Origin of the sequence: Leclercia tamurae (genome assembly GCF_025566055.1) — a bacterium.
GTDB classification, from domain to species: Bacteria; Pseudomonadota; Gammaproteobacteria; order Enterobacterales; family Enterobacteriaceae; genus Enterobacter; species Enterobacter tamurae.
Map to the genome: position 1 here is coordinate 294034 of NZ_JAMHKS010000074.1, position 26948 is coordinate 320981.

Here is a 26948-nt window from a genome sequence, read left to right on the forward strand (position 1 = left end):
CCCAGAGGGGAGAGGGAAGAATGCTTACTCGTCTTCCAGATACGTATAGCCGTACAGACCCGCTTCAAACTCTTCCAGGAACTGTTTCTGCAACGCATCGTCCAGATCGGTCTTTTTCACCTGATCGCGGAATTGGGTCAGCAGCTTGTTCGGATCGAGCTGCACGTACTGCAGCATATCCGCCACGGTGTCCCCCTCGTCAGAGAGCTCCACTTCCACATTGCCGTCTGGGAAGACAAACACGTCAACCGCTTCGGTATCCCCGAACAGGTTGTGCATGTTGCCCAGGATCTCCTGATACGCCCCGACCATAAAGAAGCCCAGCATTGGCGGGTTCTCCGGATCGTACTCCGGCATTGGCATGGTGGTGGCGATGCCATCCCCGTCGATGTAGTGGTCGATCGCCCCGTCGGAGTCACAGGTGATATCCAGCAGCACCGCGCGGCGCTCAGGGATCTGATTCAGCCCTTCCAGCGGCATAACCGGGAACAGCTGGTCGATACCCCAGGCATCCGGCATCGACTGGAACAGGGAGAAGTTGACGTACATCTTGTCCGCCATACGCTCCTGCAGCTCGTCGATAATCGGACGGTGCGCACGGTTGCTCGGGTCGAGCTGTTTCTGCACTTCGTGACACATGTTCAGATACAGCTGCTCGGCCCATGCACGCTCCTGCAGGCTGAACGCCCCGGATGAATAGCCGGTATGAATATCGTGCAGATCCATCTGGCTGTCGTGCAGCCATTCACGCAGTGAACGACGGGTGCCCGGCTCGTGCATCTCAATCCAGGTTTCCCACATGCTTTGCAGGGCACGCGGCGCATCGTCTTCCGGCGGTGTCGCCTCGGTGTATTCGTTGCGCTCCACGCCGATGATGTTCGATACCAACACCGTGTGGTGCGCGGTAACCGCACGTCCGGACTCGGTGATCACCGTCGGGTGCGGCAGATCATTCTCTTCACAGGCATCGCCAATCGCCCAGATGATGTTGTTGGCGTATTCGTTCAGGCCGTAGTTCACCGAGCAGTCAGACTTCGAGCGGGTCCCTTCATAGTCCACGCCCAGGCCACCGCCGACGTCGAAGCACTGGATGTTCACGCCCAGCTTATGCAGCTCGACGTAGAAACGGGCCGATTCACGCACGCCGGTGGCGATATCACGGATGTTGGCCATCTGCGAACCGAGGTGGAAGTGCAAGAGCTGAATGCTGTCCAGACGACCCCTATCGCGCATGATTTCGACCAGCTGCAGAACCTGGTTCGCCGCAAGGCCAAATTTGGATTTTTCGCCGCCGGAGGACTGCCACTTCCCGGAGCCCTGCGAGGCCAGACGCGCACGCACGCCAAGGCGCGGCACCACGTTTAGACGCTCGGCCTCTTCCAGCACGATATTAATCTCGGACATCTTCTCGATGACCAGATAGACCTTGTGGCCCATCTTCTCACCAATCAGCGCCAGACGAATGTATTCACGGTCTTTATAGCCGTTACAGACGATCACCGAGCGGGTCATGCCGGCATGGGCCAGTACCGCCATCAGCTCCGCTTTGGAACCGGCTTCCAGACCCAGCGGTTCGCCGGAGTGAATTAAGGATTCGATAACGCGACGATGCTGGTTCACCTTGATCGGATAAACAAGGAAATAGTCGCCGTTGTAACCGTAAGATTCACGCGCGCGTTTGAAGGCGGCGTTGATGGAACGCAGACGGTGCTGCAGGATCTGCGGGAAGCAGAACAGTGCAGGCAGACGCTGCCCCTGCGCTTCACGCGCTTTCACCAGTTTTGCGAGATCGACGCGCGCTTCCGGTACGTCAGGATCCGGGCAGACGCTGATGTGGCCCAGTTCATTGACGTCGTAGTAGTTATTGCCCCACCAGGCAATATTGTAAGTGCGCAGCATCTTGCTGGCTTCCTGGGAGCTCATCGCAACCTCCTGCATAGAACGTAGTACACCCTGTTCGCCTGCTGACGAAGGCGAAAACGAAGACATGTCGTCAGACATAGCGAACCTCAATTCTTACTATTCAGTGTAAAACAGTTGACTACTATCGCAGCGTCAATCTGCGATAACAACCCATTATCCGACCGGATTTCCAGCACAGAATGCTGAAAGCCGGGGCGTGCCACCGGTTTCTTATTCATATCATTGTAAAACACGTATCCGAACTCTGTATGACAAGGTCCGGCGAAACCACGAGAAAACTCTTGTATTTACAAGAGCGCCCTTGTTCAGACTTCACAAAGCATCGTACCAGCCCTGGAATCCTGAGAAGCGCCGAGATGGGTATAACATCGGCAGGTTTGCAGATTAGAAATGCGAATGGCGGGGAGCATGTTCCGGCCTGAAAGGCAGAACTGACTAAGCGGAAAACGACGGTTCATTATCTCGTATCACCTCCACGCAAGCCTGATAAAACTCGCGACAAGTTAAAGCTAAAAGTTCACTGCTTTACCCGGCTGGAAGTGGCGACACGAAGGAACGTCGTGTGCTTTTTTGTATGAGCCGCGCGCCGCGTTTTATACCGACAAGACAGGGAAAATGCAAAATATAAATGTGCGCATTGCCGGGACCGTCAGCAAAAATTTCCAGTTGGGTTTTCAAGGCCGTAGGCGTATATACAAAAAAAGCTGGAAATCGGGCGAAGATGTGACCTAAAATAGCCATCCAGATGTTAATCCATCCATACTGATTAACACTCAGACTGCCAGTGTCATCATCTGCAAGTCCTGGTGGAAAAACCTGCCACGGCTATCCCACACGACAGTTTGAGCTAAACAAATTCTCCTTAGGTAAATTAAAACATGGCAAAACACCTGTTTACGTCCGAGTCTGTATCAGAAGGACATCCTGATAAAATTGCTGACCAAATCTCCGATGCGGTGCTGGATGCGATCCTCGAGCAGGATCCGAAAGCGCGCGTTGCCTGTGAGACCTATGTCAAAACCGGCATGGTAATGGTTGGCGGTGAAATCACCACCAGTGCATGGGTTGATATCGAAGAGATCACCCGTAACACCGTGCGTGAAATCGGCTATGTGCATTCTGATATGGGCTTTGATGCCAACTCGTGCGCCGTACTGAGCGCCATCGGCAAACAGTCCCCTGACATCAACCAGGGCGTTGACCGTGCCGATCCGCTGGAGCAGGGCGCGGGCGACCAGGGCCTGATGTTTGGCTACGCCACCAACGAAACCGACGTGCTGATGCCAGCGCCAATCACCTATGCTCACCGTCTGGTGCAGCGTCAGGCTGAAGTGCGCAAAAACGGCACCCTGCCGTGGCTGCGTCCGGATGCGAAAAGCCAGGTTACCTTCCAGTACGACGACGGCAAAATTGTCGGCATCGACGCGGTAGTTCTCTCCACTCAGCACTCAGAAGATATCGACCAGAAATCTCTGCAGGAAGCGGTGATGGAAGAGATCATCAAGCCGGTTCTGCCGACCGAGTGGCTGAATGCCTCAACCAAATTCTTCATCAACCCAACGGGCCGTTTTGTTATCGGTGGACCAATGGGCGACTGCGGTCTGACCGGTCGTAAGATCATCGTTGATACCTACGGCGGCATGGCGCGTCACGGTGGCGGCGCGTTCTCCGGTAAGGATCCATCTAAAGTTGACCGTTCTGCTGCGTACGCTGCACGTTATGTTGCCAAAAACATCGTTGCGGCTGGCCTGGCTGACCGTTGTGAGATTCAGGTTTCCTACGCGATTGGCGTGGCAGAACCGACCTCCATCATGGTTGAAACCTTCGGTACCGAAAAAGTGCCAACGGAGCAGCTGACCCTGCTGGTGCGTGAGTTCTTCGACCTGCGTCCATACGGCCTGATCCAGATGCTGGATCTGCTGCACCCAATCTACAAAGAAACCGCCGCTTACGGTCACTTTGGTCGCGAACATTTCCCATGGGAAAAAACCGACAAAGCCGCCCAGCTGCGTGAAGCTGCCGGTCTGAAATAATCGACTGACAGTGCTCCTGAAAGGCCAGCCTCGTGCTGGCCTTTTTGTTTTCCGCTGCATAACGCCCGCCATGAAATCGCTTACACCCAAATAAAATCAGTCCCTTTCGGAATACTCTCTTTGTCACGCCTCCCCCTCTGACATACTTTTACTGTTTCCTAATCAAATCTTTACATTGATGAAACAGCTAAGCCAAATGGAGGGCAAAATGCCTGACAATAAAAAACAGGGGCGGACGTCTAACAAGACGATGACCTTCTTCGTCTGCTTCCTTGCCGCTCTGGCAGGATTACTTTTCGGTCTTGATATCGGCGTTATTGCCGGGGCCTTGCCGTTTATTACGGATGAATTCCAGATCAACTCCCACACCCAGGAGTGGGTGGTGAGCTCGATGATGTTCGGTGCGGCAGTCGGCGCAGTGGGCAGCGGCTGGCTTTCCTTTAAGCTCGGGCGTAAAAAGAGCCTGATGATTGGTGCCATTCTGTTTGTCGCCGGTTCACTGTTTTCCGCCGCAGCACCTAATGTGGAAGTACTGATTATCTCCCGCGTACTGCTGGGCCTGGCGGTGGGTGTTGCCTCTTATACCGCACCGCTTTACCTGTCGGAAATCGCGCCGGAGAAAATTCGCGGCAGCATGATCTCCATGTACCAGCTGATGATCACCATCGGTATTCTCGGTGCTTACCTTTCCGATACCGCGTTCAGCTACAGCGGCGCATGGCGCTGGATGCTGGGTGTGATTATTATCCCGGCAATCCTGCTGCTGATTGGCGTCTTCTTCCTGCCTGACAGCCCGCGCTGGTTTGCGGCCAAACGGCGCTTTAATGATGCGGAGCGCGTGCTGCTGCGCCTGCGTGATACCAGTGAAGAAGCGAAACGCGAGCTGGAAGAGATCCGCGAAAGCCTGAAGATCAAACAGAGTGGCTGGGCGCTGTTTAAAGAGAACAGTAACTTCCGCCGGGCGGTATTCCTGGGCGTGCTGCTGCAGGTGATGCAGCAGTTCACCGGGATGAACGTCATCATGTATTACGCGCCAAAAATCTTTGAACTGGCGGGTTACAGCAACACCACCGAGCAGATGTGGGGCACGGTGATTGTCGGTCTGACCAACGTGCTTGCAACCTTTATCGCCATCGGTCTGGTGGATCGCTGGGGCCGTAAACCGACGCTGACCCTGGGCTTCCTGGTGATGGCGATCGGCATGGGCGTGCTGGGCACGATGATGCATATGGGCATCCACTCCACCACCGCACAGTATGCTGCCGTGGCGATGCTGCTGATGTTTATCGTTGGTTTTGCGATGAGCGCCGGTCCGCTGATCTGGGTCCTGTGTTCTGAGATCCAGCCGCTGAAAGGCCGCGATTTCGGTATCACCTGCTCCACCGCTACTAACTGGATCGCCAACATGATCGTCGGCGCAACCTTCCTTACCATGCTCGATACGTTTGGCAACGCCAACACCTTCTGGGTCTACGGCGGTCTGAACCTGCTGTTTATCGTCCTGACCCTGTGGCTGGTTCCTGAAACCAAACATGTGTCGCTGGAACATATTGAACGCAACCTGATGAAAGGTCGTCCGCTGCGCGAAATCGGCGCTCACGACTGATCCTTTCGGCTTCCTCCCGCCCGGGAGGAAGCCACTTGCACCGCCCCGCAACAAACTCTATGCTCTGCCGCTATGAAAACACCCCGTCTCCCCATTGCGCTTCAGCAAGCCGCCATGCGCAGCCTGCGTGATAACCTGGCCCAGGCCAATCTGAAGCTTGCCCGGAACTACCCTGAACCGAAACTGGTCTGGCAACAGCGCGGCACCGCAGCCGGCACTGCCTGGCTGGATGCGTATGAGATCCGCCTTAACCCGGTCCTGATGCTGGAAAATCAGCAGGCTTTTATCGACGAAGTGGTCCCGCATGAGCTGGCGCACCTGCTGGTGTGGAAGCACTTTGGCCGCGTGGCGCCTCATGGCAAAGAGTGGAAATGGATGATGGAAGCGGTGCTTGGCGTGCCGGCACGTCGCACGCACCAGTTCGAGCTTGATTCAGTACGGCGCAATACCTTCCCTTACCGCTGCCCGTGTCAGCAGCACCAGCTCACCGTGCGTCGCCATAACCGGGTGGTGCGGGGCGAAGCTACCTACCGCTGCGTGAAGTGCGGCAACCCTCTTATTGCGGAGTAAGCGGCAGAATCATCAGGAACATTCATGATCTGCCTGATTGCATACAGGAACAACTTTCGTTACGTTGCGGGCTCGTTTTGATACGGAGTTCACGATGTCCCGTAATTTCTCTCTCGCAGTCGCGTTTCTGACGACGGCGTTTTCAGGCCATGCGCTGGCTGAAGGTATCCACAGTTTCTCTCAGGCAAAAACCGCAGGGGTGAAGGTCAACGCTGACGTCGCCGGCGATTTTTACTGCGGGTGCAAAATTAACTGGCAGGGCAAAAAAGGGGTCGTCGATCTGGCCTCCTGTGGTTACAAAGTGCGTAAAAACGAGAACCGCGCCAGCCGCATTGAATGGGAACATGTCGTCCCGGCCTGGCAGTTCGGCCACCAGCGTCAGTGCTGGCAGGACGGCGGACGTAAAAACTGTGCCAAAGACCCGGTCTATCGCCAGATAGAGAGCGATATGCATAACCTGCAACCCGCCGTGGGCGAGGTGAATGGCGATCGCGGCAACTTTATGTACAGCCAGTGGAACGGCGGCGAAGGCCAGTATGGTCAGTGCGCCATGAAGGTAGACTTCAAAGAGAAGCTCGCCGAACCACCCGCCCGTGCCCGGGGCAGCATCGCCCGCACCTACTTCTATATGCGCGATCAATACCAACTGACCCTCTCCCGCCAGCAAACTCAGCTGTTTAACGCCTGGGATAAGCTCTATCCGGTGACCGCCTGGGAGTGCCTGCGCGACGAACGCATTGCTAAAGTGCAGGGGAATCATAACCCGTACGTCCAGCGCGCTTGCCAGGCGCAAAAGAGCTAACCTACACTAGCGGCAACTGTTTCTTTACGTATACCCCTCACCCTAACCCTCTCCCCACAGGGGAGAGGGACAGAATGTGCCGGGGACTCAGCTCTTGACGGACTTCTTAACTATGCGTGTTCCTCGTATTTATCATACTGAATTGATCGCCGCTGGCAGTGAAATTGCCCTGTCTGAAGAGGCCGCCAACCACGTTGGCCGTGTGCTGCGCATGGGCGCGGGTCAGGCGATTCAGCTGTTTGATGGTTCAAACCAGGTGTTTGAAGCGGAAATTACCCGTGCCGATAAAAAAAGCGTGCAGGTGAATATCTTGCGTGGCGAAATCGACGATCGTGAATCGCCGCTGCATATCCATTTAGGCCAGGTGATGTCGCGCGGCGAAAAAATGGAATTCACTATCCAGAAATCGATCGAACTGGGTGTAAGCCTCATTACGCCACTTTTTTCTGAGCGCTGCGGCGTTAAACTGGATGCCGAACGTCTGAATAAGAAGCTCCAGCAGTGGCAAAAAATCGCCGTTGCTGCCTGTGAACAGTGTGGCCGCAATCGGGTCCCGGAGATCCGCCCGGCAATGGATCTGGAAGCCTGGTGTGCGGAAGAGGAGCAGGGTCTGAAGCTCAACCTGCATCCCCGCGCCAGCGCCAGCATCAACACCCTGCCGCTGCCGGTTGAGCGCGTGCGGCTGCTGATTGGCCCGGAAGGCGGTCTGTCGGCGGATGAGATCGCCATGACCGCACGCTACCAGTTTACTGATATTCTGTTGGGACCCCGCGTTCTGCGTACTGAGACCACCGCGCTAACCGCCATCACTGCCCTGCAGGTGCGTTTTGGCGATTTAGGTTGAAGCATTAACGGAGAAGACAATGATCAAGCTCGGCATCGTGATGGATCCCATCACAAGCATCAATATCAAGAAAGATTCCAGCTTCGCTATGCTGCTGGAAGCACAACGTCGCGGCTACCAGCTCCACTATATGGAGATGAGCGACCTGTACCTGATTAACGGCGAAGCGCGTGCGCGCACCCGCATCGTCAACGTCGAGCAGAATTACGATAAATGGTACGAGTTCGGTTCCGAGCAGGATCTGCCCCTGGCCGAACTCGACGTCATCCTGATGCGTAAAGACCCGCCGTTCGACACCGAATACATCTACTGTACCTATATTCTTGAGCGCGCAGAAGAGAAAGGGACGCTGATCGTCAACAAACCGCAGAGCCTGCGCGACTGCAACGAGAAGCTCTACACCGCCTGGTTCTCCGACCTGACGCCAGAGACGCTGGTGACGCGTAGCAAAACGCAGCTGAAAGCCTTCTGGCAGAAACACGGCGATATCATCCTGAAGCCGCTGGACGGCATGGGTGGCGCATCTATCTTCCGCGTTAAAGAGGGCGACCCGAACCTCGGCGTGATCGCCGAAACCCTGACCGAGCACGGCTCCCGCTACTGCATGGCGCAGAACTATATCCCGGCCATTGTCGACGGCGACAAGCGCGTGCTGGTGGTGGACGGTGAGCCGGTGCCGTACTGCCTGGCGCGTATTCCGCAGGGCGGCGAAACCCGCGGTAACCTGGCGGCCGGTGGCCGTGGCGAACCGCGTCCGCTGACCGAAAGCGACTGGGAAATTGCCCGCCGCGTCGGCCCGATGTTAAAAGCCAAAGGGCTGATCTTTGTTGGCCTCGACATCATCGGCGATCGTCTGACAGAAGTGAACGTCACCAGTCCGACCTGTATTCGCGAAATCGAAGCAGAATTCCCGGTGTCGATTACCGGCATGCTGATGGATGCGATCGAAAAACGTCTGAAGCAGTAACCTAACCAATACTATTAGTGACAGTACTCAGCTTTCTCCGCATACTGGGTGCTGTCGCTTTTTAAACCAGGAAACAGAACCTCTGACAATGAATTTACAGCATCACTTTCTGATTGCCATGCCTGCTCTCCAGGATCCCATTTTCCGTCGTGCGGTCGTTTACATCTGCGAGTACAGCGAAGATGGCGCGATGGGTATCATTATCAATAAACCGCTGGAAAATCTTACTGTTGAAGGCATTCTGGAAAAATTAAAAATTTCCCAGGACGAACGTGTTCCTGAAATTCGCCTCGATAAAGCGGTGATGCTCGGCGGCCCGCTGGCAGAAGATCGCGGCTTTATCCTGCATACGCCGCCAGGGTTCTCCTCCAGTATCCGTATCTCTGACAATACCGTGATCACCACCTCCCGTGACGTGCTGGAGACCCTGGGCACAGAAAAGCAGCCTGCTGATGTGCTGGTGGCGCTCGGCTATTCCTCGTGGGAAAAAGGCCAGCTTGAGCAGGAGATCCTCGATAACGCCTGGCTGACGGCTCCGGCAGATTTAAACATCCTGTTTAAAACCCCTATCGCCGATCGCTGGCGTGATGCGGCAAAACTGATTGGCATTGATATCCAGACCATGCCTGGCGTAGCGGGGCATGCCTGATGAGCAGCACGCTTCTCGCGTTTGATTTCGGCACTAAAAGTATCGGCGTGGCGATCGGCCAGCGCATCACCGGCACCGCTCGTCCACTGACGGCGCTGAAGGCGCAAAACGGCACCCCGGACTGGAACCTGATTGAGCGGCTGCTGAAAGAGTGGCAGCCGGAGGTAGTGATTGTCGGGCTGCCGCTGAATATGGATGGCACCGAGCAGCCGTTGACGGCACGGGCGCGAAATTTTGCCAATAAAATTCATGGCCGTTTTGGCGTGGCGATTAAGCTGCATGATGAACGACTGAGCACGGTAGAAGCCCGCGCCGGGCTGTTTGAGCACGGCGGTTTTCGTGCGCTCAGCAAAGGCAGCGTCGATTCCGCCTCAGCGGTGATTATCCTCGAAAGCTTCTTCGAGCAGGGTTACTGATCCCCTTCCCTTTGCCCGGCTCCCCGGGCAAATACGTCTTATGCTTCCAGCAACGTGGCGTTGAGCGCCGTTAGTTCAGCCAGACGCGTCCGGACGGTCTCATCGTCGATATTCCACATCCCGGCAAAGGCCAGCGCGGCATGATGAGCGCCCACCGGTAATGCCATCGACACTTCGCCATCATCATGGTGCCAGATCACACGCCCCTGCTGGCGCTGCTGGGCTACATGCGGGGCGAGATTTTGCCACTGTTCTGGCGTAAAGCGCGGCATCAGCGCCTCGTCCGTCTCACTCGCCAGCAGCGACATGCCAATTACCGATTGCCAGGCAGGCAGCATATGGAAACCGGCCAGCGCCTGGGTGGTCTGGCTACCGGGCACCGAGTGCCAGATATAGATCACCTGGTCCTCCCACAGCACGCCCAGCGCCACCACAATATCGCGTGGCGCATCGCGCTCCAGCCGGGGCAAGGCGCGGGAGAAGAGCTCGGAGCCGCGGATTGATTGGGCCGCCAGGGCATGGATACCGGGGCCTGGCAGATAGCGTCGGTGCTCGTCCTGCATGGTCAGGCCAATAGAGGCCATGGTCATCAGCAAACGGTTCACACGGGTGGTATTGATCCCCATCAGCCGCGCGAGTTCACGGCAACCGATGGCGCGACCGCTGGAAACCAGATATTGCAGACAGCGAATGCCGTCGATAAGACTTTGGTTCGGTTGTGATGACATAGTCGCTTTCAATGTGTGCAATCAGAGGCTCGATTTTACCGCCCATACATAAGTATACAAGGCCGTGAAAATCATTCTCTGCCGTAAGCCCGCGCATTAAAGCCGCCCCTGCGCCCTGCGCTCAGCACGGCTCTGCTCGAAGTTCTGCATACCGGCCTGCAGCCCGGTCTGGATCACGCCCGGCAATTGGAAGGTTTTACCTTCACGGATTAAGTTTGCCGCCGCGGGGGTATTAACCAGTAACTCAAACAGCGCAACACGCCCCTGCTGGTTATCCCTTTCGAGCTTTTGCGCCAGCACCGCCCGCAGGCTACCCGCCAGCTGCTTACGTACCGGCTCTTTCTCGTCGGCCGGGAAGGCATCCACCAACCGCTCTATCGCCTGGGCCGCGCCGCGGGTATGGAGAGTCGCCAGCACCAGATGCCCGGTCTCTGCGGCGGTGAGCGCAAGGCGGATCGTCTCGCTGTCGCGCAGCTCGCCCAGCAGGATCACATCGGGATCTTCACGCAACGCCGCCCGCAGCGCATCGGCAAAGGAAGGGCAATGCAGGCCGATCTCCCGCTGCTGCACCAGACAGCGCTTGCTCTGATGGATGAACTCCACCGGATCTTCGAGCGTCAGGATATGCCCGTCGCTGTGGTGATTGAGAAAGTCGACCATCGCCGCCAGCGTGGTGGACTTGCCGCTGCCGGTGGCCCCGGTCACCAGAATCAGGCCGTTATCGCTGGTCAGCAGCTCGGGGATCGCCCGCGGCGTGCCCAGGGTACGCAGCTGTGGGCACTGTTCCGGCAGCAGCCGGAGCGCCAGCGAGCACCCTTGTGTATGGGCGAAGGCGCTGGCCCGCAGCCGGTGGCTCTCCAGGGCGACGGCAAAATCCACCTGCCCCTGAGCGCACCATGCCCCCTGCTGTTCGTCGCTAAGCCAGCTTTTCAGCAGCATCACGACGTCCGACCCCGGAAAAGGAGCGAACTCCATCTTCCCTCGTCGCCGCCAGCGCGGTGGTGCGTTACTGCACAGGTGTAGATCCGACACGTTATGCTTTACACTAAGGGCCACAATTTCTTCCATATCCATTTAATGATCCTCGGAAAATGAACGACATTGCGCATAACCTGGCACAGGTCAGGAACAAAATCTCAGCCACGGCAACAGGTTGCGGCCGTGCTTCAGAAGAAGTTACGTTGCTTGCAGTCAGTAAAACCAAACCTGCGAGCGCCATCGCAGAAGCAATTGATGCAGGCCAGCGCATGTTCGGTGAAAACTACGTGCAGGAAGGGGTGGAAAAAATCCGCCACTTCCGGGAAAAAGGCACCGCGGATCTGCAGTGGCACTTTATCGGCCCCTTACAGTCGAACAAAAGCCGACTGGTGGCGGAGCATTTCGACTGGTGTCATACCGTCGATCGGCTGCGCATCGCCAGCCGTCTGAGCGAGCAGCGTCCGGCAGAGATGCCACCGCTTAACGTACTGATTCAAATCAACATCAGCGACGAAAACAGCAAGTCAGGTATTGCTCTGGAAGAACTGGATCAGCTGGCGGATCAGGTAGCGGCGCTGCCCGGCCTGACGCTTCGCGGACTCATGGCGATCCCGGCCCCGGAGTCAGATTACGACAGGCAGTTTGCCGTCGCCCGGCAAATGGCTGTAGCATTTGAGGCGCTTAAAACACGCTTCCCAACGGTCGACACGCTTTCACTTGGCATGACGGACGATATGGCTGCCGCGATTGCGGCTGGCAGCACCATGGTGCGCATCGGCACAGCAATTTTCGGTGCGCGCGATTACACCCAATAATAAGGAAACCTGAGGAACGCCATGAAGACGTTGACCTTCCTGCTCTCAACCGTCATTGAACTGTATACGATGGTGCTTTTGCTTCGCGTCTGGATGCAGTGGGCTCGTTGTGATTTTTACAACCCCTTCTCACAGTTTGTCGTCAAAGTGACCCAGCCGATCATCGGCCCGCTACGCCGGGTGATCCCGCCGATGGGCCCTATTGACAGTGCCTCACTGCTGGTTGCGCTGATCCTGTGCGTGGTGAAAGCGATCGTGCTGTTTATGGTCATCACCTTCCAGCCGATCATCTGGATCGCGGCGGTGTTGATCCTCTTGAAAACGATCGGCCTGCTGGTGTTCTGGGTGCTGATGGTGATGGCGATCATGAGCTGGGTCAGCCGGGGCCGCAGCCCGGTGGAATATTCTTTGATTCAGCTTACCGAACCGCTGTTGCGTCCGATCCGTAACCTGCTACCTGCCATGGGCGGGATCGACTTCTCCCCAATGATCCTCGTGCTGCTGCTGTATGTGCTCAACATGGGTATCGCTGAACTGCTGCAGTCCACGGGCAACATTCTGCTGCCGGGGCTGTGGATGGCGTTATGAGTGCTGTCAGCACCTGCGCCGACGGGCTGGTTTTACGGCTGTATATTCAGCCGAAAGCCAGCCGTGACTCCATTGTCGGGCTGCATGGCGACGAAGTAAAAGTCGCCATCACCGCCCCTCCTGTGGATGGCCAGGCGAACGCCCATCTGGTGAAGTATCTGGCAAAACAGTTTCGCGTGGCGAAAAGCCAGGTGCTTCTCGAGAAGGGTGAACTGGGGCGCCATAAGCAGGTCAAAATTCTGAACCCGCAACAAATCCCGACGGAAGTCGCGGCTCTGATACAACAGGATTAACACATGCAAAAAGTTGTTCTCGCTACCGGTAATGCCGGTAAGGTGCGCGAGCTGGCCTCGCTGTTAAATGATTTCGGTCTGGATGTAGTTGCACAAACCGAGCTGGGCGTGGACTCTGCCGAAGAGACCGGCCTGACCTTTATTGAAAACGCCATTCTGAAGGCACGCCACGCGGCGCAGGTTACCGGTCTGCCGGCTATCGCCGATGACTCTGGTCTGGCTGTGGACGTGCTGGGGGGGGCGCCGGGGATCTACTCCGCCCGCTATTCCGGCGTCGATGCCAGCGATCAGCAGAACCTCGAAAAGCTGCTGGAAGCGCTTAAGGATGTACCGGATGATCGGCGCAAGGCGCAGTTCCACTGCGTGCTGGTCTATATGCGCCATGCCGATGATCCTACGCCGATTGTCTGTCACGGCAGCTGGCCGGGTGTGATCGCCCGCGAAGCGGCAGGCAACGGCGGCTTTGGCTACGACCCGATTTTCTTTGTCCCGTCTGAGGGCAAGACCGCTGCGGAGCTGACCCGCGTCGAAAAAAGCGCGATTTCCCATCGTGGGCGCGCACTGAAACTGTTACTGGAAGCGTTACGTAATGGCTAATTTGCCACCTCTGAGTCTTTATATTCACATCCCGTGGTGCGTGCAGAAATGCCCGTACTGCGATTTCAACTCGCATGCGCTGAAAGGCGAAGTGCCTCATGACGATTACGTTCAGCATCTGCTTGCCGATCTGGACGCCGACGTAGCTTACGCGCAGGGACGTGAAGTTAAGACTATCTTCATTGGTGGCGGTACGCCGAGCCTGCTCTCAGGCCCGGCGATGCAGACGCTGCTGGATGGCGTGCGTGCGCGCCTCAATCTGGCAGCGGATGCAGAAATTACCATGGAGGCCAATCCGGGTACGGTTGAGGCCGATCGCTTTGTCGAGTATCAGCGCGCCGGGGTCAACCGGATCTCCATTGGGGTCCAGAGCTTCAGCGAGCCGAAGTTAAAGCGTCTGGGACGTATTCATGGCCCGGGTGAAGCTAAGCGCGCCGCACACCTGGCGACCGGGCTGGGCCTGCGCAGCTTTAACCTCGACCTGATGCACGGCCTGCCGGATCAGTCCCTGGAGGAAGCGCTGGACGATCTGCGTCAGGCCATTGAGCTGAACCCGCCGCACCTCTCATGGTATCAGCTGACCATTGAGCCGAACACGCTGTTTGGTTCGCGCCCGCCAGTGCTGCCTGATGACGACGCGCTGTGGGATATTTTCGAGCAGGGCCACAGGCTTTTGACCGCCGCCGGGTATCAGCAGTACGAAACCTCGGCCTATGCGAAGCCGGGCTACCAGTGTCAGCACAACCTGAACTACTGGCGTTTTGGTGACTATCTGGGCATTGGCTGCGGCGCCCATGGCAAAGTGACCTTCCCGGACGGACGTATTCTGCGTACCGCCAAAACGCGTCACCCGCGTGGCTATATGGAGGGACGTTATCTGGAGCGCCAGCACGACGTCGAAGCCGAAGATAAGCCGTTTGAGTTCTTTATGAACCGCTTCCGCCTGCTGGAAGCCGCGCCGCGCGCGGAGTTTGCGCTGTATACCGGATTACCGGAGTCGGTGATTCGCCCGCAGATTGACGAGGCGCTGGCGCAGGGATACCTGACCGAATGCGATGAGTTCTGGCAGATCACCGAGCATGGCAAACTTTTCTTAAACTCCCTGCTTGAGCTGTTCCTCGCCGAAGAGTCCTGAAAAAAAGAGCCATCAGACTATCCACTCCCGGAACAGGGAGTGGATACAAACCTACTTCAGCGATCCCACCAGCCCCTTGCGGCTCTCTTCCAGCGACACCACGCGTTTACACACGTCTTTGCCGAACGCTTTGAAATCCGCTTCCTGGTTCTTCCACTCGTTCTGAATCGAGGTTTGCAGGCCACCCAGGCTACCCAGCACGCCCTGCAGCGGGTTGCCGCCGCCTTTGAGCACCGCTTTGGCACCCATCTCGTTGATGCTGTCCTGCAGAATGCCGCCCATCGCCTGATTTACCAGCTGCTGGCCATCGGCACGCACCTGATCGATGGCCTGATAGTGGAACGTCAGGCCATCGGTACGATGCTCAATAATTCGGTTCATCTGCTCTTTTAGCTGGGCGTCCAGTTTGGTCAGGCGCGAGCGCATATTGCTGCTCTCCCCCACCTCTTTGGCGATGATCTTATCCAGCGCGACACGGCCTTTTTCCACGCGGGTCAGAGCGCCTTCGTCGATCCACGGCAGCGCGCTGCGCAGATCGGCCTGGTAATCTTTTGCCTGTTCACGTTGGGCTGCGCTCAGTTGATACTGCTTGCCGTTAAACATGACGTTGCCATCCGGGGTGATCACCAGATTACCGTTCTCACCTTTTACCTGCACGGTTTGCGGGCTCAGGATCACGTCGTCACGCGGCGTGACTTCGCATTTGTAATCTGCGTGAGCGGTCAGAGCCGTGGTCATTAAAGCCGCAGCGAGCAGCGATTTGCGCATCATATATTCTCCCTCAGACAAAACGGGCCAGCAATTGCTGGCCCCTTATGCTCTATTAGTCCCACCAAATGTCGAAAAGTTCGCTGACGCGTACCTCTTCGAATTTGTGGTCTTCCAGCCACTTACGCACGATAGCCTGATGCTCTTCGGTGCACTGGCCGATCTCTTGTTTGCAGATCAAACCTTCCCACGCCAGGTAGCCGCTGCCGTCAAACGCCAGCTTGTTCGGCTCGATGACTTCGTTAATGAAGGCATCCACGTCTTCATCAATTTTTTCTACACTGGTGCCTTCCGGGAAACGCCATGCCACCGAAAAACCAATTTCCTGGAATTCTTCGATGTGCATTTTCTTACGCAGACGACGACTACGGTTCTTTGCCATTATTTCACCCTCTCGAACATTAAGTCCCATACACCGTGACCAAGACGATGGCCACGCTGTTCAAATTTCGTTACCGGACGTGAGTCAGGACGCGGCACATAATCGTTGCTCACCGACTGGTTCTTATACCCGTCGAGCGCTGACATCACTTCCAGCATATGCTCCGCATACTGTTCCCAGTCGGTCGCCATGTGGAAAACGCCACCCAGCTTCAGTTTGCTTTTTACCAGCTCAGCAAAGGGAGCCTGAACGATACGGCGTTTATTATGACGTGCTTTGTGCCATGGGTCAGGGAAAAAGAGCTGAACCATGTTCAGAGAATTGTCAGGGATCATCTTGTGCAGCACTTCCACCGCGTCATGACACATCACCCGCAGGTTCTCAACGCCCTCTTCATGGGCCGTTGCCAGACACGCGCCCACGCCCGGGGAGTGAACCTCAATGCCGAGGAAATTCTGCTCCGGACGCGCTTTTGCCATGGTCACCAGTGAAGCGCCCATACCGAAACCGATCTCCAGCGTAATCGGCGCGTCGCGGCCAAACAGCTCAACGAAATCGAGCGGCTGTTCGGTGAACTCCACGCCCATCACCGGCCAGTAGTTATCCAGCGCGTGTTGCTGCCCCTTTGTCAGGCGACCCTGACGGCGGACAAAGCTGCGAATACGGCGCAGCGGGCGACCGTTTTCATCAAATTCCGGTGATATGACGTCGTTTTTCATAAAAGAGTAGTCTGCTTGTGAGAATGTTCGGGAAACGGGCATTATCCAAAGTTAATGATGGGATGCAAGCATGGGAAAGATCCGGTTTACAGCCGCAGGCCTCTGTGCTGCAATCTGCGTCCCTGATATCGCGAAGCGAAGACCATGCAAGCCTCTCATTTTTCAGCCCAGGTGCTGGACTGGTACGACAAATACGGGCGTAAAACCCTGCCCTGGCAAACTGAAAAAACGCCTTATAAAGTATGGCTCTCTGAGGTGATGTTGCAACAAACGCAGGTCACTACCGTTATCCCCTACTTTGAGCGCTTTATGGCGCGTTTTCCCACCGTGACCGATCTGGCGAACGCCCCCCTTGATGAGGTGCTGCATCTATGGACCGGGCTCGGCTACTATGCCCGCGCCCGCAATCTGCATAAAGCCGCCCAGCAAGTGGTATCGCTGCACGGCGGAAAATTCCCGGAAACCTTTAATGAAGTCGCCGCCCTGCCGGGCGTCGGGCGCTCCACCGCCGGCGCGATCCTCTCCCTCTCGCTGGGTAAACACTTCCCTATTCTCGACGGTAACGTGAAGCGCGTGCTGGCTCGCTGTTATGCTGTAGGCGGCTGGCCGGGCAAGAAAGAGGTAGAGAAGCGCCTGTGGGAAATCAGCGAAGCGGTCACCCCTGCTAACGGCGTTGAACGCTTTAACCAGGCGATGATGGATTTAGGCGCGATGGTCTGCACCCGCTCCAAACCCAAATGCGAACTCTGTCCGCTGAATAATCTGTGTGTGGCTTATGCCAACCACAGCTGGGCACAGTATCCCGGTAAAAAACCGAAGCAGACGCTGCCCGAGCGCACCGGCTATTTTCTGCTGATGCAGCATGAGGAGACTGTCTATCTCGCCCAGCGTCCACCAAGCGGTTTATGGGGCGGCTTATTCTGCTTCCCGCAGTTTGAAGATGAAGAGAGTCTTCGCGACTGGCTGGCGCAACGCGGCATCCCTGCCGATACTCTTGTGCAGCTCACTGCGTTTCGCCATACCTTCAGCCACTTCCATCTGGATATTGTTCCAATGTGGCTTCCCGTGTCCTCATTCACCGCGTGCATGGATGAAGGCACCGCTCTCTGGTATAACTTAGCGCAACCGCCGTCAGTGGGGCTGGCAGCTCCCGTAGAGCGCCTGTTACAGCAATTACGTGTCGGGGCAATGGTTTAGCTCCGGGCGACAAAGAGGAATCAGTATGGCCAGAACAATTTTTTGTACCTTCCTGCAACGCGACGCAGAAGGTCAGGACTTCCAGCTCTATCCGGGCGATCTGGGTAAGCGCATCTACAACGAGATCTCCAAAGAGGCATGGGCGCAGTGGCAGCAAAAGCAAACCATGCTGATTAACGAGCGCAAGCTCAACATGATGAACGTTGAACACCGCAAGCAGCTGGAGCAGGAGATGGTGAATTTCCTGTTTGAAGGCAAAGACGTTCACATTGAAGGCTATACACCCCCAGAAAAATAATATCGTGCCGCCTTGCCTGGTCTACGGTTTGTAGGCCGGGTAAGCGTAGCGCCACCCGGCGAAAACAGCCCCAGAACCAACACAACACGCACTCCCGGAATGATGAAAAAATTTTTAGCGCTTGCTCTTGTTGCACCGTTACTTGTTTCGTGTTCCTCCAGTAATAAAGGCGATAGCTATAACGAAGCCTGGTTGAAGGACACCAACGGTTTTGACATTCTGATGGGGCAGTTTGCCCACAACATCGAAAACATATGGGGATTTAACGAGGTTCTGATCGCCGGACCGAAGGACTACGTTAAGTACACCGACGCCTACCAGACCCGCAGCCACATCAACTTTGACGAGGGTACCATCACCATCGAGACCATCGCCGGAACCGATCCTGCGGCGCGTTTACGCGAGGCGATCGTGAAAACCCTGCTGATGGGCGACGATCCGGGCTCAATCGACCTGTACTCTGACGCCGACGACACCACCATCTCGAAAGAGCCGTTCCTGTATGGTCAGGTAGTGGATCAGACCGGGCAGTCGATTCGCTGGGAAGGTCGCGCCAACAGCTTTGCCACATACCTGTTGCAGACACGCCTGAAAAGCCGCAGCAATGGCCTGCGTGTTATCTACAGCGTGACCATTAACCTGGTGCCAAACCACCTCGATAAACGTGCGCACAAGTACTTCGGGATGGTACGCCAGGCATCGCGTAAATACGGTGTCGATGAGTCGCTGATCCTGGCGATTATGCAGACCGAATCCTCGTTTAACCCGTATGCGGTGAGTCGCTCCGACGCCCTGGGCCTGATGCAGGTTGTTCAGCACAGCGCCGGGAAAGATGTCTTCCGCGCGCAGGGGAAATCCGGCATGCCGGGCCGCAGCTATCTGTTCGATCCTGCGAGTAACATTGATACCGGCACCGCCTATCTGGCGATGCTGAACAACGTCTACCTGAGCGGTATCGATAACCCGACCTCGCGCCGCTATGCGGTGATCACCGCCTATAACGGTGGCGCGGGCAGCGTGCTGCGGGTCTTCTCCAGCGATAAAGTGAAGGCGGCAAGCATTATCAATAGCATGTCGCCAGGGGATGTTTACCAGACCCTGACCACCCGCCACCCCGCCGCCGAGTCACGCCGCTATTTGTATAAGGTCAATACGGCGCAAAAGAACTATCGTAGAAAGTAGCTATCTCTCTTTTACCCTCTCCTCCCCGGAGAGGGTAAAAGCCTCACTCCTGCTGTCCAGACCTCATCCATAGGAAAGTGTTATTTGCATCACAATCCAAACTGCAAATTAATGTTCATTGCATTTTTTTGCGGGAGGTAACAAAACATCACGTCACTCGCTGATAGAATTGCATCAAATACAAAACCCAAATGTTTCTACACCAACATACAGCCCGCTCTCTTGTGAGGAAAGTAACATGAACCTTAAGCTGCAGCTTAAAATCTTGTCGTTTCTGCAGTTCTGTCTGTGGGGGAGCTGGCTAACCACGCTCGGTTCCTACATGTTTGTCACGCTCAAGTTCGACGGCGCCTCTATCGGCGCGGTCTACAGTTCTTTGGGTATCGCTGCCGTTCTGATGCCGACGCTGCTCGGGATCGTGGCGGATAAATGGATAAGCGCCAAGTGGGTGTATGCGCTTTGCCATCTGGTGGGGGCGGGTACGCTGTTTATGGCAGCCGAGGTCACGACGCCGGGGGCGATGTTCCTGGTGATCCTGTTCAACTCGCTGGCCTATATGCCAACGCTGGGCCTGATTAACACCATCTCCTACTACCGTCTGAAAGAAGCCGGTATGGATATCGTGACGGACTTCCCACCGATCCGTATCTGGGGCACCATCGGCTTTATTATGGCGATGTGGGCTGTGAGCTTCGCCGGCTTCGAACTGAGCCACATGCAGCTCTATATCGGTGCTGCCCTGTCTCTGGTGCTGGCACTGTTTACCCTGACCCTGCCGCATATTCCGGTCTCTAATCAGCAGAAAAACCAGAGCTGGAGCGCCATGCTCGGTCTGGATGCGTTCGCGCTGTTTAAAAACAAACGCATGGCGATCTTCTTTATCTTCTCCATGCTGCTGGGTGCGGAGCTGCAGATCACCAATATGTTCGGCAACACCTTCCTGCACAGCTTCGATAACGACCCGCTGTTCTCCGGAAGCTTTATCGTTGAGCATGCGTCGGTGATGATGTCGATTTCACAGATCTCCGAAACGCTGTTCATCCTGACCATCCCGTTCTTCCTGAGCCGCTACGGCATTAAGAACGTGATGATGATCAGTATCTTCGCGTGGATGCTGCGCTTCGGTCTGTTTGCCTACGGCGACCCGTCAGCCTTCGGTACCGTGCTGCTGGTGCTGTCGATGATTGTCTACGGCTGCGCCTTCGACTTCTTCAACATCTCCGGTTCGGTGTTTGTGGAAAAAGAGGTTCGTCCGGAAATCCGTGCCAGCGCCCAGGGTATGTTCCTGATGATGACCAACGGCTTCGGCTGTATTCTCGGCGGTGTGGTGAGCGGTAAGGTTGTGGAGATGTATACCACCAACGGTATTACTGACTGGCAGCCGGTGTGGCTGATCTTTGCCGGCTACTCACTGGTTCTGGCCTTCGCGTTCATGGTGCTGTTCAAGTACAAACATGTTCGTACGCCAACAGGTGCGCAGACTACTGTCGCGCATTAATCTGTAAGTCCCCCCTCCTGGCGGAGGGGGGATTTTTTTACTTCAGTACATAGCCGTACAACCGCTTAATCCCGTCCGCATCCTTCTCGCTGTAAACGCCCTGTAACTCCGGTGAAAAACCGGGCAGCAAATTGACGCCCTCTTCCAGCGCCAGGAAGTAACGCTGTACCGCCCCGCCCCACAGTTCGCCCGGCACAACGCACAGTACGCCTGGCGGGTATGGCAGCGCGCCTTCTGCCGCAATGCGCCCTTCGGCTTCACTGATGCGCACCAGCTCGACGTTACCGCGAATAAAGGCCTGGTTAGCATCCTGCGGATTCATCGCCACGGTGGGCAGGCTCTCTTTGCGGAACATCGCTTTCTGCAGATCCTTCACGTCAAAGCTAACGTACAGATCGTGCATCTCCTGGCAGAGCTGACGAATGGTGTAGTCGCGATAGCGCACCGGATACTTCTTCCAGATGGTCGGCAGGACATCGGCCAGCGGAGTGTCGTCTTCGATGTGCTGTTCAAACTGGCCCAGCATTGCCACCAGTTGCGCCATCTTCTCTGCGCTCTCCGCCGGGGTGAGCAGGAAGAGAATGGAGTTGAGATCGCACTTCTCCGGGACAATGCCTTTCTCGCGCAGGTAGTGCGCCAGAATGGTCGCCGGGATACCAAAGTCGGTGTACTCCCCGCTTTCAGCATCGATGCCCGGCGTGGTCAGCAGCAGCTTGCACGGATCGACAAAGTATTGCTCCCGGGCATAGCCTTCAAAGCCGTGCCATTTCGCCCCCGGCTCAAAGCTGAAGAAGCGCAGTTCGCTGGCAATCGCATGGGTAGGATGATCCTGCCACGGACGACCGGCCACTTCTGGCGGGATAAACGGCTTAATCATTTTGCAGTTGGCAATAATCGCCTTACGCGCTTCGATCCCCAGCTCTACGCACTCAGCCCACAGCCGACGTCCGCTCTCCCCTTCATGGATTTTGGCGTTAACGTCGAGAGCCGCAAACAGGGGGTAGAACGGGCTGGTAGAGGCGTGCAGCATAAAGGCGTTGTTGAGGCGCTTATGCGGGCAGAAACGCGCCTGGCCGCGGATATGGTTATCCTTTTTATGGATCTGCGAGGTCTGGGAGAACCCGGCCTGCTGCTTGTGCACCGACTGGGTGACAAAGATCCCCGGATCGTTCTCGTTGAGTTCCAGCAGCAGCGGCGAGCTGTCGGCCATCATCGGGATAAACTGCTCGTAACCCACCCACGCGGAGTCAAACAGGATGTAGTCGCACAGCTGACCGATTTTGTCGATCACCTTTCGGGCATTATAAATGGTGCCGTCATAGGTGCCGAGCTGGATCACCGCCAGGCGGAACGGACGCGCTTCACGGGCTTTTTCCGGAGCGACTTCACGGATCAGCTCCCGCAGATAGGTCTCGTCAAAGCAGCGGTCATCGATGCCGCCAATAAAGCCAAACGGGTTACGCGCCGCTTCGAGATAGACCGGCGTAGCCCCGGCCTGAATCAGCGCCCCATGGTGGTTAGATTTATGGTTATTGCGGTCAAACAGCACCAGATCGCCGCGGGTCAGCAGCGCATTGGTCACTACCTTGTTGGCGGCCGAGGTGCCGTTAAGGACGAAATAGGTCTTGTCAGCATTGAACACCTTCGCCGCGAACTTTTGCGCATGTTTGGCGGAACCTTCATGGATCAGCAGATCGCCCAGCTTCACGTCGGCGTTGCACATATCGGCACGAAAGACGTTCTCGCCAAAGAAATCGAAGAACTGGCGTCCGGCGGGGTGTTTCTTAAAGAACGCGCCGTGCTGGTGTCCTGGACAAGCAAAAGTGCTGTTGTCCATCGCCACATACTGACTCAGGGTGTCGAAAAACGGCGGCAGCAGGTTCTCTTCATAGCGACAGGCCGCCGCTTCCAGCTCTAACCACTCCTGCGCCTTGCCGTCGATCACCGCATCGACACCCGCAGGCGTTGCAACAGGCTGTGACGAGAACATCAATACGGGCAGGTTAAAGCCGGTGCGTTTGAGTAACGCGAGGATGCCGCTGTGACTGTCAGCGACGGTAATGACGACTGCCGCCACATCCGTAAAATCTGTGTTATCCAGCGTCACCACTTCCCGGTGCGTGGACAAGGCGGACGCCAGCTCGCGGCTGGCGGCAATTTTCATTGATTTCATAAGCGCAAATACCCGTGCAAGGCGAGAAAAGCCCCGGACAGGGAGTCCCCCTGCCCAACGAATGTGTCTGACCGGAGTTCAGCTCCGACCGCCAGACATCAGTAAAAGCAGAACGCGTCTGGTTTTACTGTTGTCCTGCAGTGAGCCTGCGTTACCCTCACCGCATGGTGAGCGTAGACCAGAAAATGGCGATACGGTCGGGGAGTCGCGAAGCGAGAGAGAGTCGGTTCATTGGCGGCCCCGTGTCTGAGAGGAGAAAATTCGCGCAATAATGTCACCTTTCGCCAGGAGGCGCAACAGGGAATCATTATGCAAAAAATGGGATTACACTTGGCGATTACTCACTGAAAAGAGTAATAATAATGCAATATCAATGAGTAAATAACAGGAGTTCACAGTGGTTATTGGACCGTTCATTAATGCGGGAGCCGTGCTGCTGGGCGGCGTTCTTGGCGCCGTGCTCAGCCAGCGCTTACCGGAGCGTATTCGCTCCTCAATGCCCTCAATCTTCGGCCTGGCCTCACTGGGAATTGGTATTCTGCTGGTCATCAAGTGCGCCAACCTGCCGGTGATGGTGCTGGCAACCCTGCTCGGGGCGTTGATCGGGGAGTTTTGCTATCTGGAGAAGGGAATTAACGGGGCCGTCAGCAAAGCGAAGGATCTGCTCTCGCGCGGTAAACAGACAGCCGGTGGCCACGACGCCTATATTCAGAACTATGTCGCCATCATCATACTGTTTTGCGCCAGCGGTACCGGGATCTTTGGTTCGATGCAGGAGGGGATGACCGGCGACCCCAGCATCCTGATCGCCAAAGCCTTCCTCGATTTCTTCACCGCCACGATTTTTGCGACCACCCTGGGTATCGCGGTTGCCGCGATTTGCGTGCCGATGCTGCTTATCCAGCTCGCCCTCGCCACCTGTGCCACACTGATTTTACCCCTGACCACCCCGGCGATGATGGCGGACTTCACCGCGGTAGGCGGCCTGCTGCTGCTGGCAACCGGGCTGCGGATCTGTGGAATTAAGATGTTTGCGGTGGTAAATATGCTGCCTGCGCTGGTGATCGCCATGCCGCTTTCTGCTCTGTGGACCGCGTTTTTTGCCTGAGATAGCAGCAAACTGGCGACAGAGTGTGCGGTCAGTAACGAAATCAACAAATTCCGTTGACGGCACAAGGCAGATCGGGTTTAATTCGCCCCGTTGCCCGGATAGCTCAGTCGGTAGAGCAGGGGATTGAAAATCCCCGTGTCCTTGGTTCGATTCCGAGTCCGGGCACCACTATTTAAAGAAACCAGCCTACGGGCTGGTTTTTTGCTTTTGGAAAGCTATAAATCCCTTCCCTGTTCGACCAATAGATCTACTGACGGGTAATTTGCGCCATACAGGCTTCGTAGCAGGCTTTGACGTCTTCAGTATAGTCCAGCGTATATTTACTCTCTCCTCGCTGTCCACGCGCGATACAGTCGTTAAAAAGATACTCCTGATATTCTGCCACGAGCAGCAGAGACGGCTCTGCGCAACACTCCTGCTCACCGTAGTCCGCCTGCATTGAAGAGTTCCTGAAGAAATTAATCATAACGCTTTCACACCGTATGAAGGGGCTCCCTCAGGGATAAGGGAGCATCGGGATTATGCCTTTTTCGCGCTGTAGACTTCATCACCGGAGAATGCCGGTTCGGCCCAGAAATTGATATTGAACTGTGCATCGTCGGTCATCTCAATACGGTGCCAGTACTGGGGTGGGCTGGTCGCAAAGGTTCCTGCGTTAATCACAACTTTCACTTCTGGCTCTGTCGCCTCTTCATTGGCGAAACCGTAGTAGGTCACCGTGCCTTCCATTACACAGAGCTGGCCAAAGATACCGGCTGCGGTGTTGTGATGGCTCAGAAGCGCGGCAGGGACATTGTCTTTAGTAAAAAAGGGAGTTGAACGTTTGATGGTCCAGTTTTTAGGGATTCTGTGATGGCTCATAATTACCTCCGGCTTTAAACATGCATTTAAAATACATCTTTATAGTCTACCTGTAAAGAATTATTGATAATAAATCTCATTTACATGGAAGGATGGGTGAATAGCTTGTAGGCCGGGCAAACGCAGTGCCGCCCGGCGGGTTTTCCCGCCGCAACGCAAAAAGCCCATCCGGGAGGATGGGCTTTTTGCTTATTTGATGCCTGGCAGTTCCCTACTCTCGCATGGGGAGACCCCACACTACCATCGGCGCTACGGCGTTTCACTTCTGAGTTCGGCATGGGGTCAGGTGGGACCACCGCGCTACAGCCGCCAGGCAAATTCTGTTTATCACCCTGCCCTGTGGCAACGTGATGTAATCTGTATCAGCTGAAAATCGTCTTTCAAGTCCGCCGAAACAGCTTCGGCGTTGTAAGGTTAAGCCTCACGGTTCATTAGTATCGGTTAGCTCAACGCATCGCTGCGCTTACACACCCGACCTATCAACGTCGTCGTCTTCAACGTTCCTTCAGGACTCTCAAGGAGTCAGGGAGAACTCATCTCGGGGCAAGTTTCGTGCTTAGATGCTTTCAGCACTTATCTTTTCCGCATTTAGCTACCGGGCAATGCCATTGGCATGACAACCCGAACACCAGTGATGCGTCCACTCCGGTCCTCTCGTACTAGGAGCAGCCCCCCTCAATTCTCCAGCGCCCACGGCAGATAGGGACCGAACTGTCTCACGACGTTCTAAACCCAGCTCGCGTACCACTTTAAACGGCGAACAGCCGTACCCTTGGGACCTACTTCAGCCCCAGGATGTGATGAGCCGACATCGAGGTGCCAAACACCGCCGTCGATATGAACTCTTGGGCGGTATCAGCCTGTTATCCCCGGAGTACCTTTTATCCGTTGAGCGATGGCCCTTCCATACAGAACCACCGGATCACTATGACCTGCTTTCGCACCTGCTCGAGCCGTCACTCTCGCAGTCAAGCTAGCTTATGCCATTGCACTAACCTCCTGATGTCCGACCAGGATTAGCTAACCTTCGTGCTCCTCCGTTACTCTTTAGGAGGAGACCGCCCCAGTCAAACTACCCACCAGACACTGTCCGCAACCCGGATTACGGGTCCACGTTAGAACACCAGCCATTAAAGGGTGGTATTTCAAGGTTGGCTCCACGCAGACTGGCGTCCACGCTTCAAAGCCTCCCACCTATCCTACACATCAAGGACCAGTGTTCAGTGTCAAGCTATAGTAAAGGTTCACGGGGTCTTTCCGTCTTGCCGCGGGTACACTGCATCTTCACAGCGATTTCAATTTCACTGAGTCTCGGGTGGAGACAGCCTGGCCATCATTACGCCATTCGTGCAGGTCGGAACTTACCCGACAAGGAATTTCGCTACCTTAGGACCGTTATAGTTACGGCCGCCGTTTACCGGGGCTTCGATCAAGAGCTTCGCGTTGCCGCTAACCCCATCAATTAACCTTCCGGCACCGGGCAGGCGTCACACCGTATACGTCCACTTTCGTGTTTGCACAGTGCTGTGTTTTTAATAAACAGTTGCAGCCAGCTGGTATCTTCGACTGATTTCAGCTCCACGAGCAAGTCGCTTCACTTACCATCAGCGTGCCTTCTCCCGAAGTTACGGCACCATTTTGCCTAGTTCCTTCACCCGAGTTCTCTCAAGCGCCTTGGTATTCTCTACCTGACCACCTGTGTCGGTTTGGGGTACGATTTGATGTTACCTGATGCTTAGAGGCTTTTCCTGGAAGCAGGGCATTTGTTGCTTCAGCACCGTAGTGCCTCGTCATCACACCTCAGCGTTGAATAAG

General features: G+C 55.9%; 29 protein-coding genes, 1 tRNA gene and 2 rRNA genes. 19 read left to right on the top strand and 13 right to left on the bottom strand.

What is annotated here, in order from left to right:
* Positions 1 to 24: 24 nt before the first annotated feature.
* The 3 genes from speA to M8318_RS22790 all read right to left on the bottom strand — a co-directional run bounded on the left by speA (position 25) and on the right by M8318_RS22790 (position 2381).
* Entirely contained in the window at positions 25 to 2001 is a 1977-nt protein-coding gene (gene speA / locus M8318_RS14465; RefSeq protein ID WP_262663314.1) for a biosynthetic arginine decarboxylase, read from the bottom strand.
* 8 nt (positions 2002 to 2009) lie between these two features.
* Complete coding sequence (gene yqgB / locus M8318_RS14470; RefSeq protein ID WP_146145527.1) at positions 2010 to 2141, bottom strand: acid stress response protein YqgB; 132 nt, start codon at positions 2139 to 2141, stop codon at positions 2010 to 2012.
* Positions 2142 to 2228: 87 nt separating this feature from the next.
* The gene (locus M8318_RS22790; protein WP_456298747.1) at positions 2229 to 2381 is read right to left on the bottom strand and encodes a hypothetical protein; all 153 of its coding nucleotides are present in this window, start codon (positions 2379 to 2381) and stop codon (positions 2229 to 2231) included.
* Between the two features lie 420 nt (positions 2382 to 2801).
* Between M8318_RS22790 and metK the strand changes: the two genes are divergently transcribed.
* The 8 genes from metK to ruvX all read left to right on the top strand — a co-directional run bounded on the left by metK (position 2802) and on the right by ruvX (position 9810).
* Positions 2802 to 3956, top strand: coding sequence for a methionine adenosyltransferase (gene metK, locus M8318_RS14475; RefSeq protein ID WP_262663315.1), 1155 nt, complete (start codon positions 2802 to 2804; stop codon positions 3954 to 3956).
* A gap of 208 nt (positions 3957 to 4164) precedes the next feature.
* Positions 4165 to 5562, top strand: a complete 1398-nt coding sequence (gene galP, locus M8318_RS14480) for a galactose/proton symporter (RefSeq protein WP_106994355.1) — start codon at positions 4165 to 4167, stop codon at positions 5560 to 5562.
* Between the two features lie 72 nt (positions 5563 to 5634).
* Positions 5635 to 6132 (top strand): SprT family zinc-dependent metalloprotease, encoded by a 498-nt coding sequence (locus M8318_RS14485; protein ID WP_262663316.1) that lies wholly within the window; start codon positions 5635 to 5637, stop codon positions 6130 to 6132.
* 94 nt (positions 6133 to 6226) lie between these two features.
* The gene (endA, locus tag M8318_RS14490) at positions 6227 to 6934 is read left to right on the top strand and encodes a deoxyribonuclease I (RefSeq protein WP_262663317.1); all 708 of its coding nucleotides are present in this window, start codon (positions 6227 to 6229) and stop codon (positions 6932 to 6934) included.
* 112 nt (positions 6935 to 7046) lie between these two features.
* Positions 7047 to 7778, top strand: coding sequence for a 16S rRNA (uracil(1498)-N(3))-methyltransferase (gene rsmE / locus M8318_RS14495; RefSeq protein WP_262663318.1), 732 nt, complete (start codon positions 7047 to 7049; stop codon positions 7776 to 7778).
* Between the two features lie 19 nt (positions 7779 to 7797).
* Entirely contained in the window at positions 7798 to 8745 is a 948-nt protein-coding gene (gshB, locus tag M8318_RS14500) for a glutathione synthase (protein ID WP_106994351.1), read from the top strand.
* An 88-nt stretch (positions 8746 to 8833) separates the two neighbouring features.
* A complete protein-coding gene (locus M8318_RS14505) occupies positions 8834 to 9394 on the top strand; it encodes a YqgE/AlgH family protein (protein ID WP_032613928.1) in 561 nt (186 codons plus the stop codon).
* Complete coding sequence (gene ruvX / locus M8318_RS14510; RefSeq protein ID WP_262663319.1) at positions 9394 to 9810, top strand: Holliday junction resolvase RuvX; 417 nt, start codon at positions 9394 to 9396, stop codon at positions 9808 to 9810. The genes M8318_RS14505 and ruvX overlap by 1 nt, the downstream gene beginning before the upstream one ends.
* Before the next feature lie 38 nt (positions 9811 to 9848).
* Here ruvX and M8318_RS14515 read toward each other — a convergent pair whose 3' ends face one another.
* Both M8318_RS14515 and M8318_RS14520 read right to left on the bottom strand, forming a co-directional pair.
* On the bottom strand, positions 9849 to 10538 hold the full coding sequence (locus M8318_RS14515; protein WP_262663320.1) for an IclR family transcriptional regulator domain-containing protein: 690 nt from the start codon (positions 10536 to 10538) through the stop codon (positions 9849 to 9851).
* Between the two features lie 96 nt (positions 10539 to 10634).
* Positions 10635 to 11612, bottom strand: coding sequence for a type IV pilus twitching motility protein PilT (locus M8318_RS14520; protein WP_262663321.1), 978 nt, complete (start codon positions 11610 to 11612; stop codon positions 10635 to 10637).
* 17 nt (positions 11613 to 11629) lie between these two features.
* Between M8318_RS14520 and M8318_RS14525 the strand changes: the two genes are divergently transcribed.
* The 5 genes from M8318_RS14525 to hemW are packed head-to-tail and all read left to right on the top strand — an operon-like array spanning position 11630 to position 14944.
* The gene (locus tag M8318_RS14525; RefSeq protein ID WP_262663322.1) at positions 11630 to 12331 is read left to right on the top strand and encodes a YggS family pyridoxal phosphate-dependent enzyme; all 702 of its coding nucleotides are present in this window, start codon (positions 11630 to 11632) and stop codon (positions 12329 to 12331) included.
* 21 nt (positions 12332 to 12352) lie between these two features.
* The gene (locus M8318_RS14530) at positions 12353 to 12919 is read left to right on the top strand and encodes a YggT family protein (RefSeq protein WP_106994345.1); all 567 of its coding nucleotides are present in this window, start codon (positions 12353 to 12355) and stop codon (positions 12917 to 12919) included.
* On the top strand, positions 12916 to 13212 hold the full coding sequence (yggU, locus tag M8318_RS14535) for a DUF167 family protein YggU (RefSeq protein ID WP_225758101.1): 297 nt from the start codon (positions 12916 to 12918) through the stop codon (positions 13210 to 13212). Before M8318_RS14530 ends, yggU begins: the two co-directional genes overlap by 4 nt.
* Before the next feature lie 3 nt (positions 13213 to 13215).
* Complete coding sequence (locus M8318_RS14540) at positions 13216 to 13809, top strand: XTP/dITP diphosphatase (RefSeq protein ID WP_262663323.1); 594 nt, start codon at positions 13216 to 13218, stop codon at positions 13807 to 13809.
* A complete protein-coding gene (gene hemW, locus M8318_RS14545; RefSeq protein ID WP_262663324.1) occupies positions 13802 to 14944 on the top strand; it encodes a radical SAM family heme chaperone HemW in 1143 nt (380 codons plus the stop codon). The genes M8318_RS14540 and hemW overlap by 8 nt, the downstream gene beginning before the upstream one ends.
* Positions 14945 to 14995: 51 nt before the next feature.
* On the opposite strand, the gene M8318_RS14550 is transcribed toward hemW, so the two are convergent.
* The 3 genes from M8318_RS14550 to trmB are packed head-to-tail and all read right to left on the bottom strand — an operon-like array spanning position 14996 to position 16813.
* Positions 14996 to 15715, bottom strand: a complete 720-nt coding sequence (locus M8318_RS14550; RefSeq protein ID WP_262663325.1) for a YggN family protein — start codon at positions 15713 to 15715, stop codon at positions 14996 to 14998.
* Positions 15716 to 15767: 52 nt separating this feature from the next.
* Positions 15768 to 16094, bottom strand: coding sequence for a YggL family protein (locus M8318_RS14555; RefSeq protein ID WP_106994340.1), 327 nt, complete (start codon positions 16092 to 16094; stop codon positions 15768 to 15770).
* Positions 16094 to 16813: a tRNA (guanosine(46)-N7)-methyltransferase TrmB gene (trmB, locus tag M8318_RS14560; RefSeq protein WP_106994339.1), complete on the bottom strand. Its 720-nt coding sequence runs from the start codon at positions 16811 to 16813 to the stop codon at positions 16094 to 16096. The genes M8318_RS14555 and trmB overlap by 1 nt, the downstream gene beginning before the upstream one ends.
* A gap of 144 nt (positions 16814 to 16957) precedes the next feature.
* On the opposite strand from trmB, the gene mutY reads away from it, so the two are divergent.
* From mutY to M8318_RS14580, 4 genes are all read left to right on the top strand, one after another.
* Positions 16958 to 18010, top strand: a complete 1053-nt coding sequence (mutY, locus tag M8318_RS14565; protein ID WP_262663326.1) for an A/G-specific adenine glycosylase — start codon at positions 16958 to 16960, stop codon at positions 18008 to 18010.
* Positions 18011 to 18035: 25 nt separating this feature from the next.
* Positions 18036 to 18308: an oxidative damage protection protein gene (locus tag M8318_RS14570; RefSeq protein ID WP_032613973.1), complete on the top strand. Its 273-nt coding sequence runs from the start codon at positions 18036 to 18038 to the stop codon at positions 18306 to 18308.
* 102 nt (positions 18309 to 18410) lie between these two features.
* Positions 18411 to 19490 carry a membrane-bound lytic murein transglycosylase MltC gene (gene mltC / locus M8318_RS14575; protein WP_262663327.1) on the top strand — a complete coding sequence of 360 codons (1080 nt, stop codon included), beginning with the start codon at positions 18411 to 18413 and terminating at the stop codon, positions 19488 to 19490.
* Positions 19491 to 19728: 238 nt separating this feature from the next.
* On the top strand, positions 19729 to 20988 hold the full coding sequence (locus tag M8318_RS14580; protein WP_106994336.1) for a nucleoside permease: 1260 nt from the start codon (positions 19729 to 19731) through the stop codon (positions 20986 to 20988).
* Positions 20989 to 21025: 37 nt separating this feature from the next.
* On the opposite strand, the gene M8318_RS14585 is transcribed toward M8318_RS14580, so the two are convergent.
* Positions 21026 to 23161 (bottom strand): ornithine decarboxylase, encoded by a 2136-nt coding sequence (locus tag M8318_RS14585; RefSeq protein ID WP_262663328.1) that lies wholly within the window; start codon positions 23159 to 23161, stop codon positions 21026 to 21028.
* A 397-nt stretch (positions 23162 to 23558) separates the two neighbouring features.
* Here M8318_RS14585 and M8318_RS14590 point away from each other — a divergent pair, with 397 nt between their 5' ends.
* Both M8318_RS14590 and M8318_RS14595 read left to right on the top strand, forming a co-directional pair.
* Positions 23559 to 24269, top strand: coding sequence for a DUF554 domain-containing protein (locus tag M8318_RS14590; protein WP_262663329.1), 711 nt, complete (start codon positions 23559 to 23561; stop codon positions 24267 to 24269).
* Positions 24270 to 24364: 95 nt separating this feature from the next.
* Positions 24365 to 24440, top strand: a tRNA-Phe gene (locus M8318_RS14595).
* A gap of 79 nt (positions 24441 to 24519) precedes the next feature.
* On the opposite strand, the gene M8318_RS14600 is transcribed toward M8318_RS14595, so the two are convergent.
* The 4 genes from M8318_RS14600 to M8318_RS14615 form a co-directional block, all read right to left on the bottom strand.
* Positions 24520 to 24711: a hypothetical protein gene (locus tag M8318_RS14600; protein WP_262663330.1), complete on the bottom strand. Its 192-nt coding sequence runs from the start codon at positions 24709 to 24711 to the stop codon at positions 24520 to 24522.
* A gap of 80 nt (positions 24712 to 24791) precedes the next feature.
* Positions 24792 to 25133: a DUF1971 domain-containing protein gene (locus M8318_RS14605; RefSeq protein ID WP_032614074.1), complete on the bottom strand. Its 342-nt coding sequence runs from the start codon at positions 25131 to 25133 to the stop codon at positions 24792 to 24794.
* Positions 25134 to 25331: 198 nt separating this feature from the next.
* Positions 25332 to 25447 (bottom strand): 5S ribosomal RNA (gene rrf, locus M8318_RS14610).
* 96 nt (positions 25448 to 25543) lie between these two features.
* Positions 25544 to 26948 (bottom strand): 23S ribosomal RNA (locus M8318_RS14615); the annotation flags it as partial.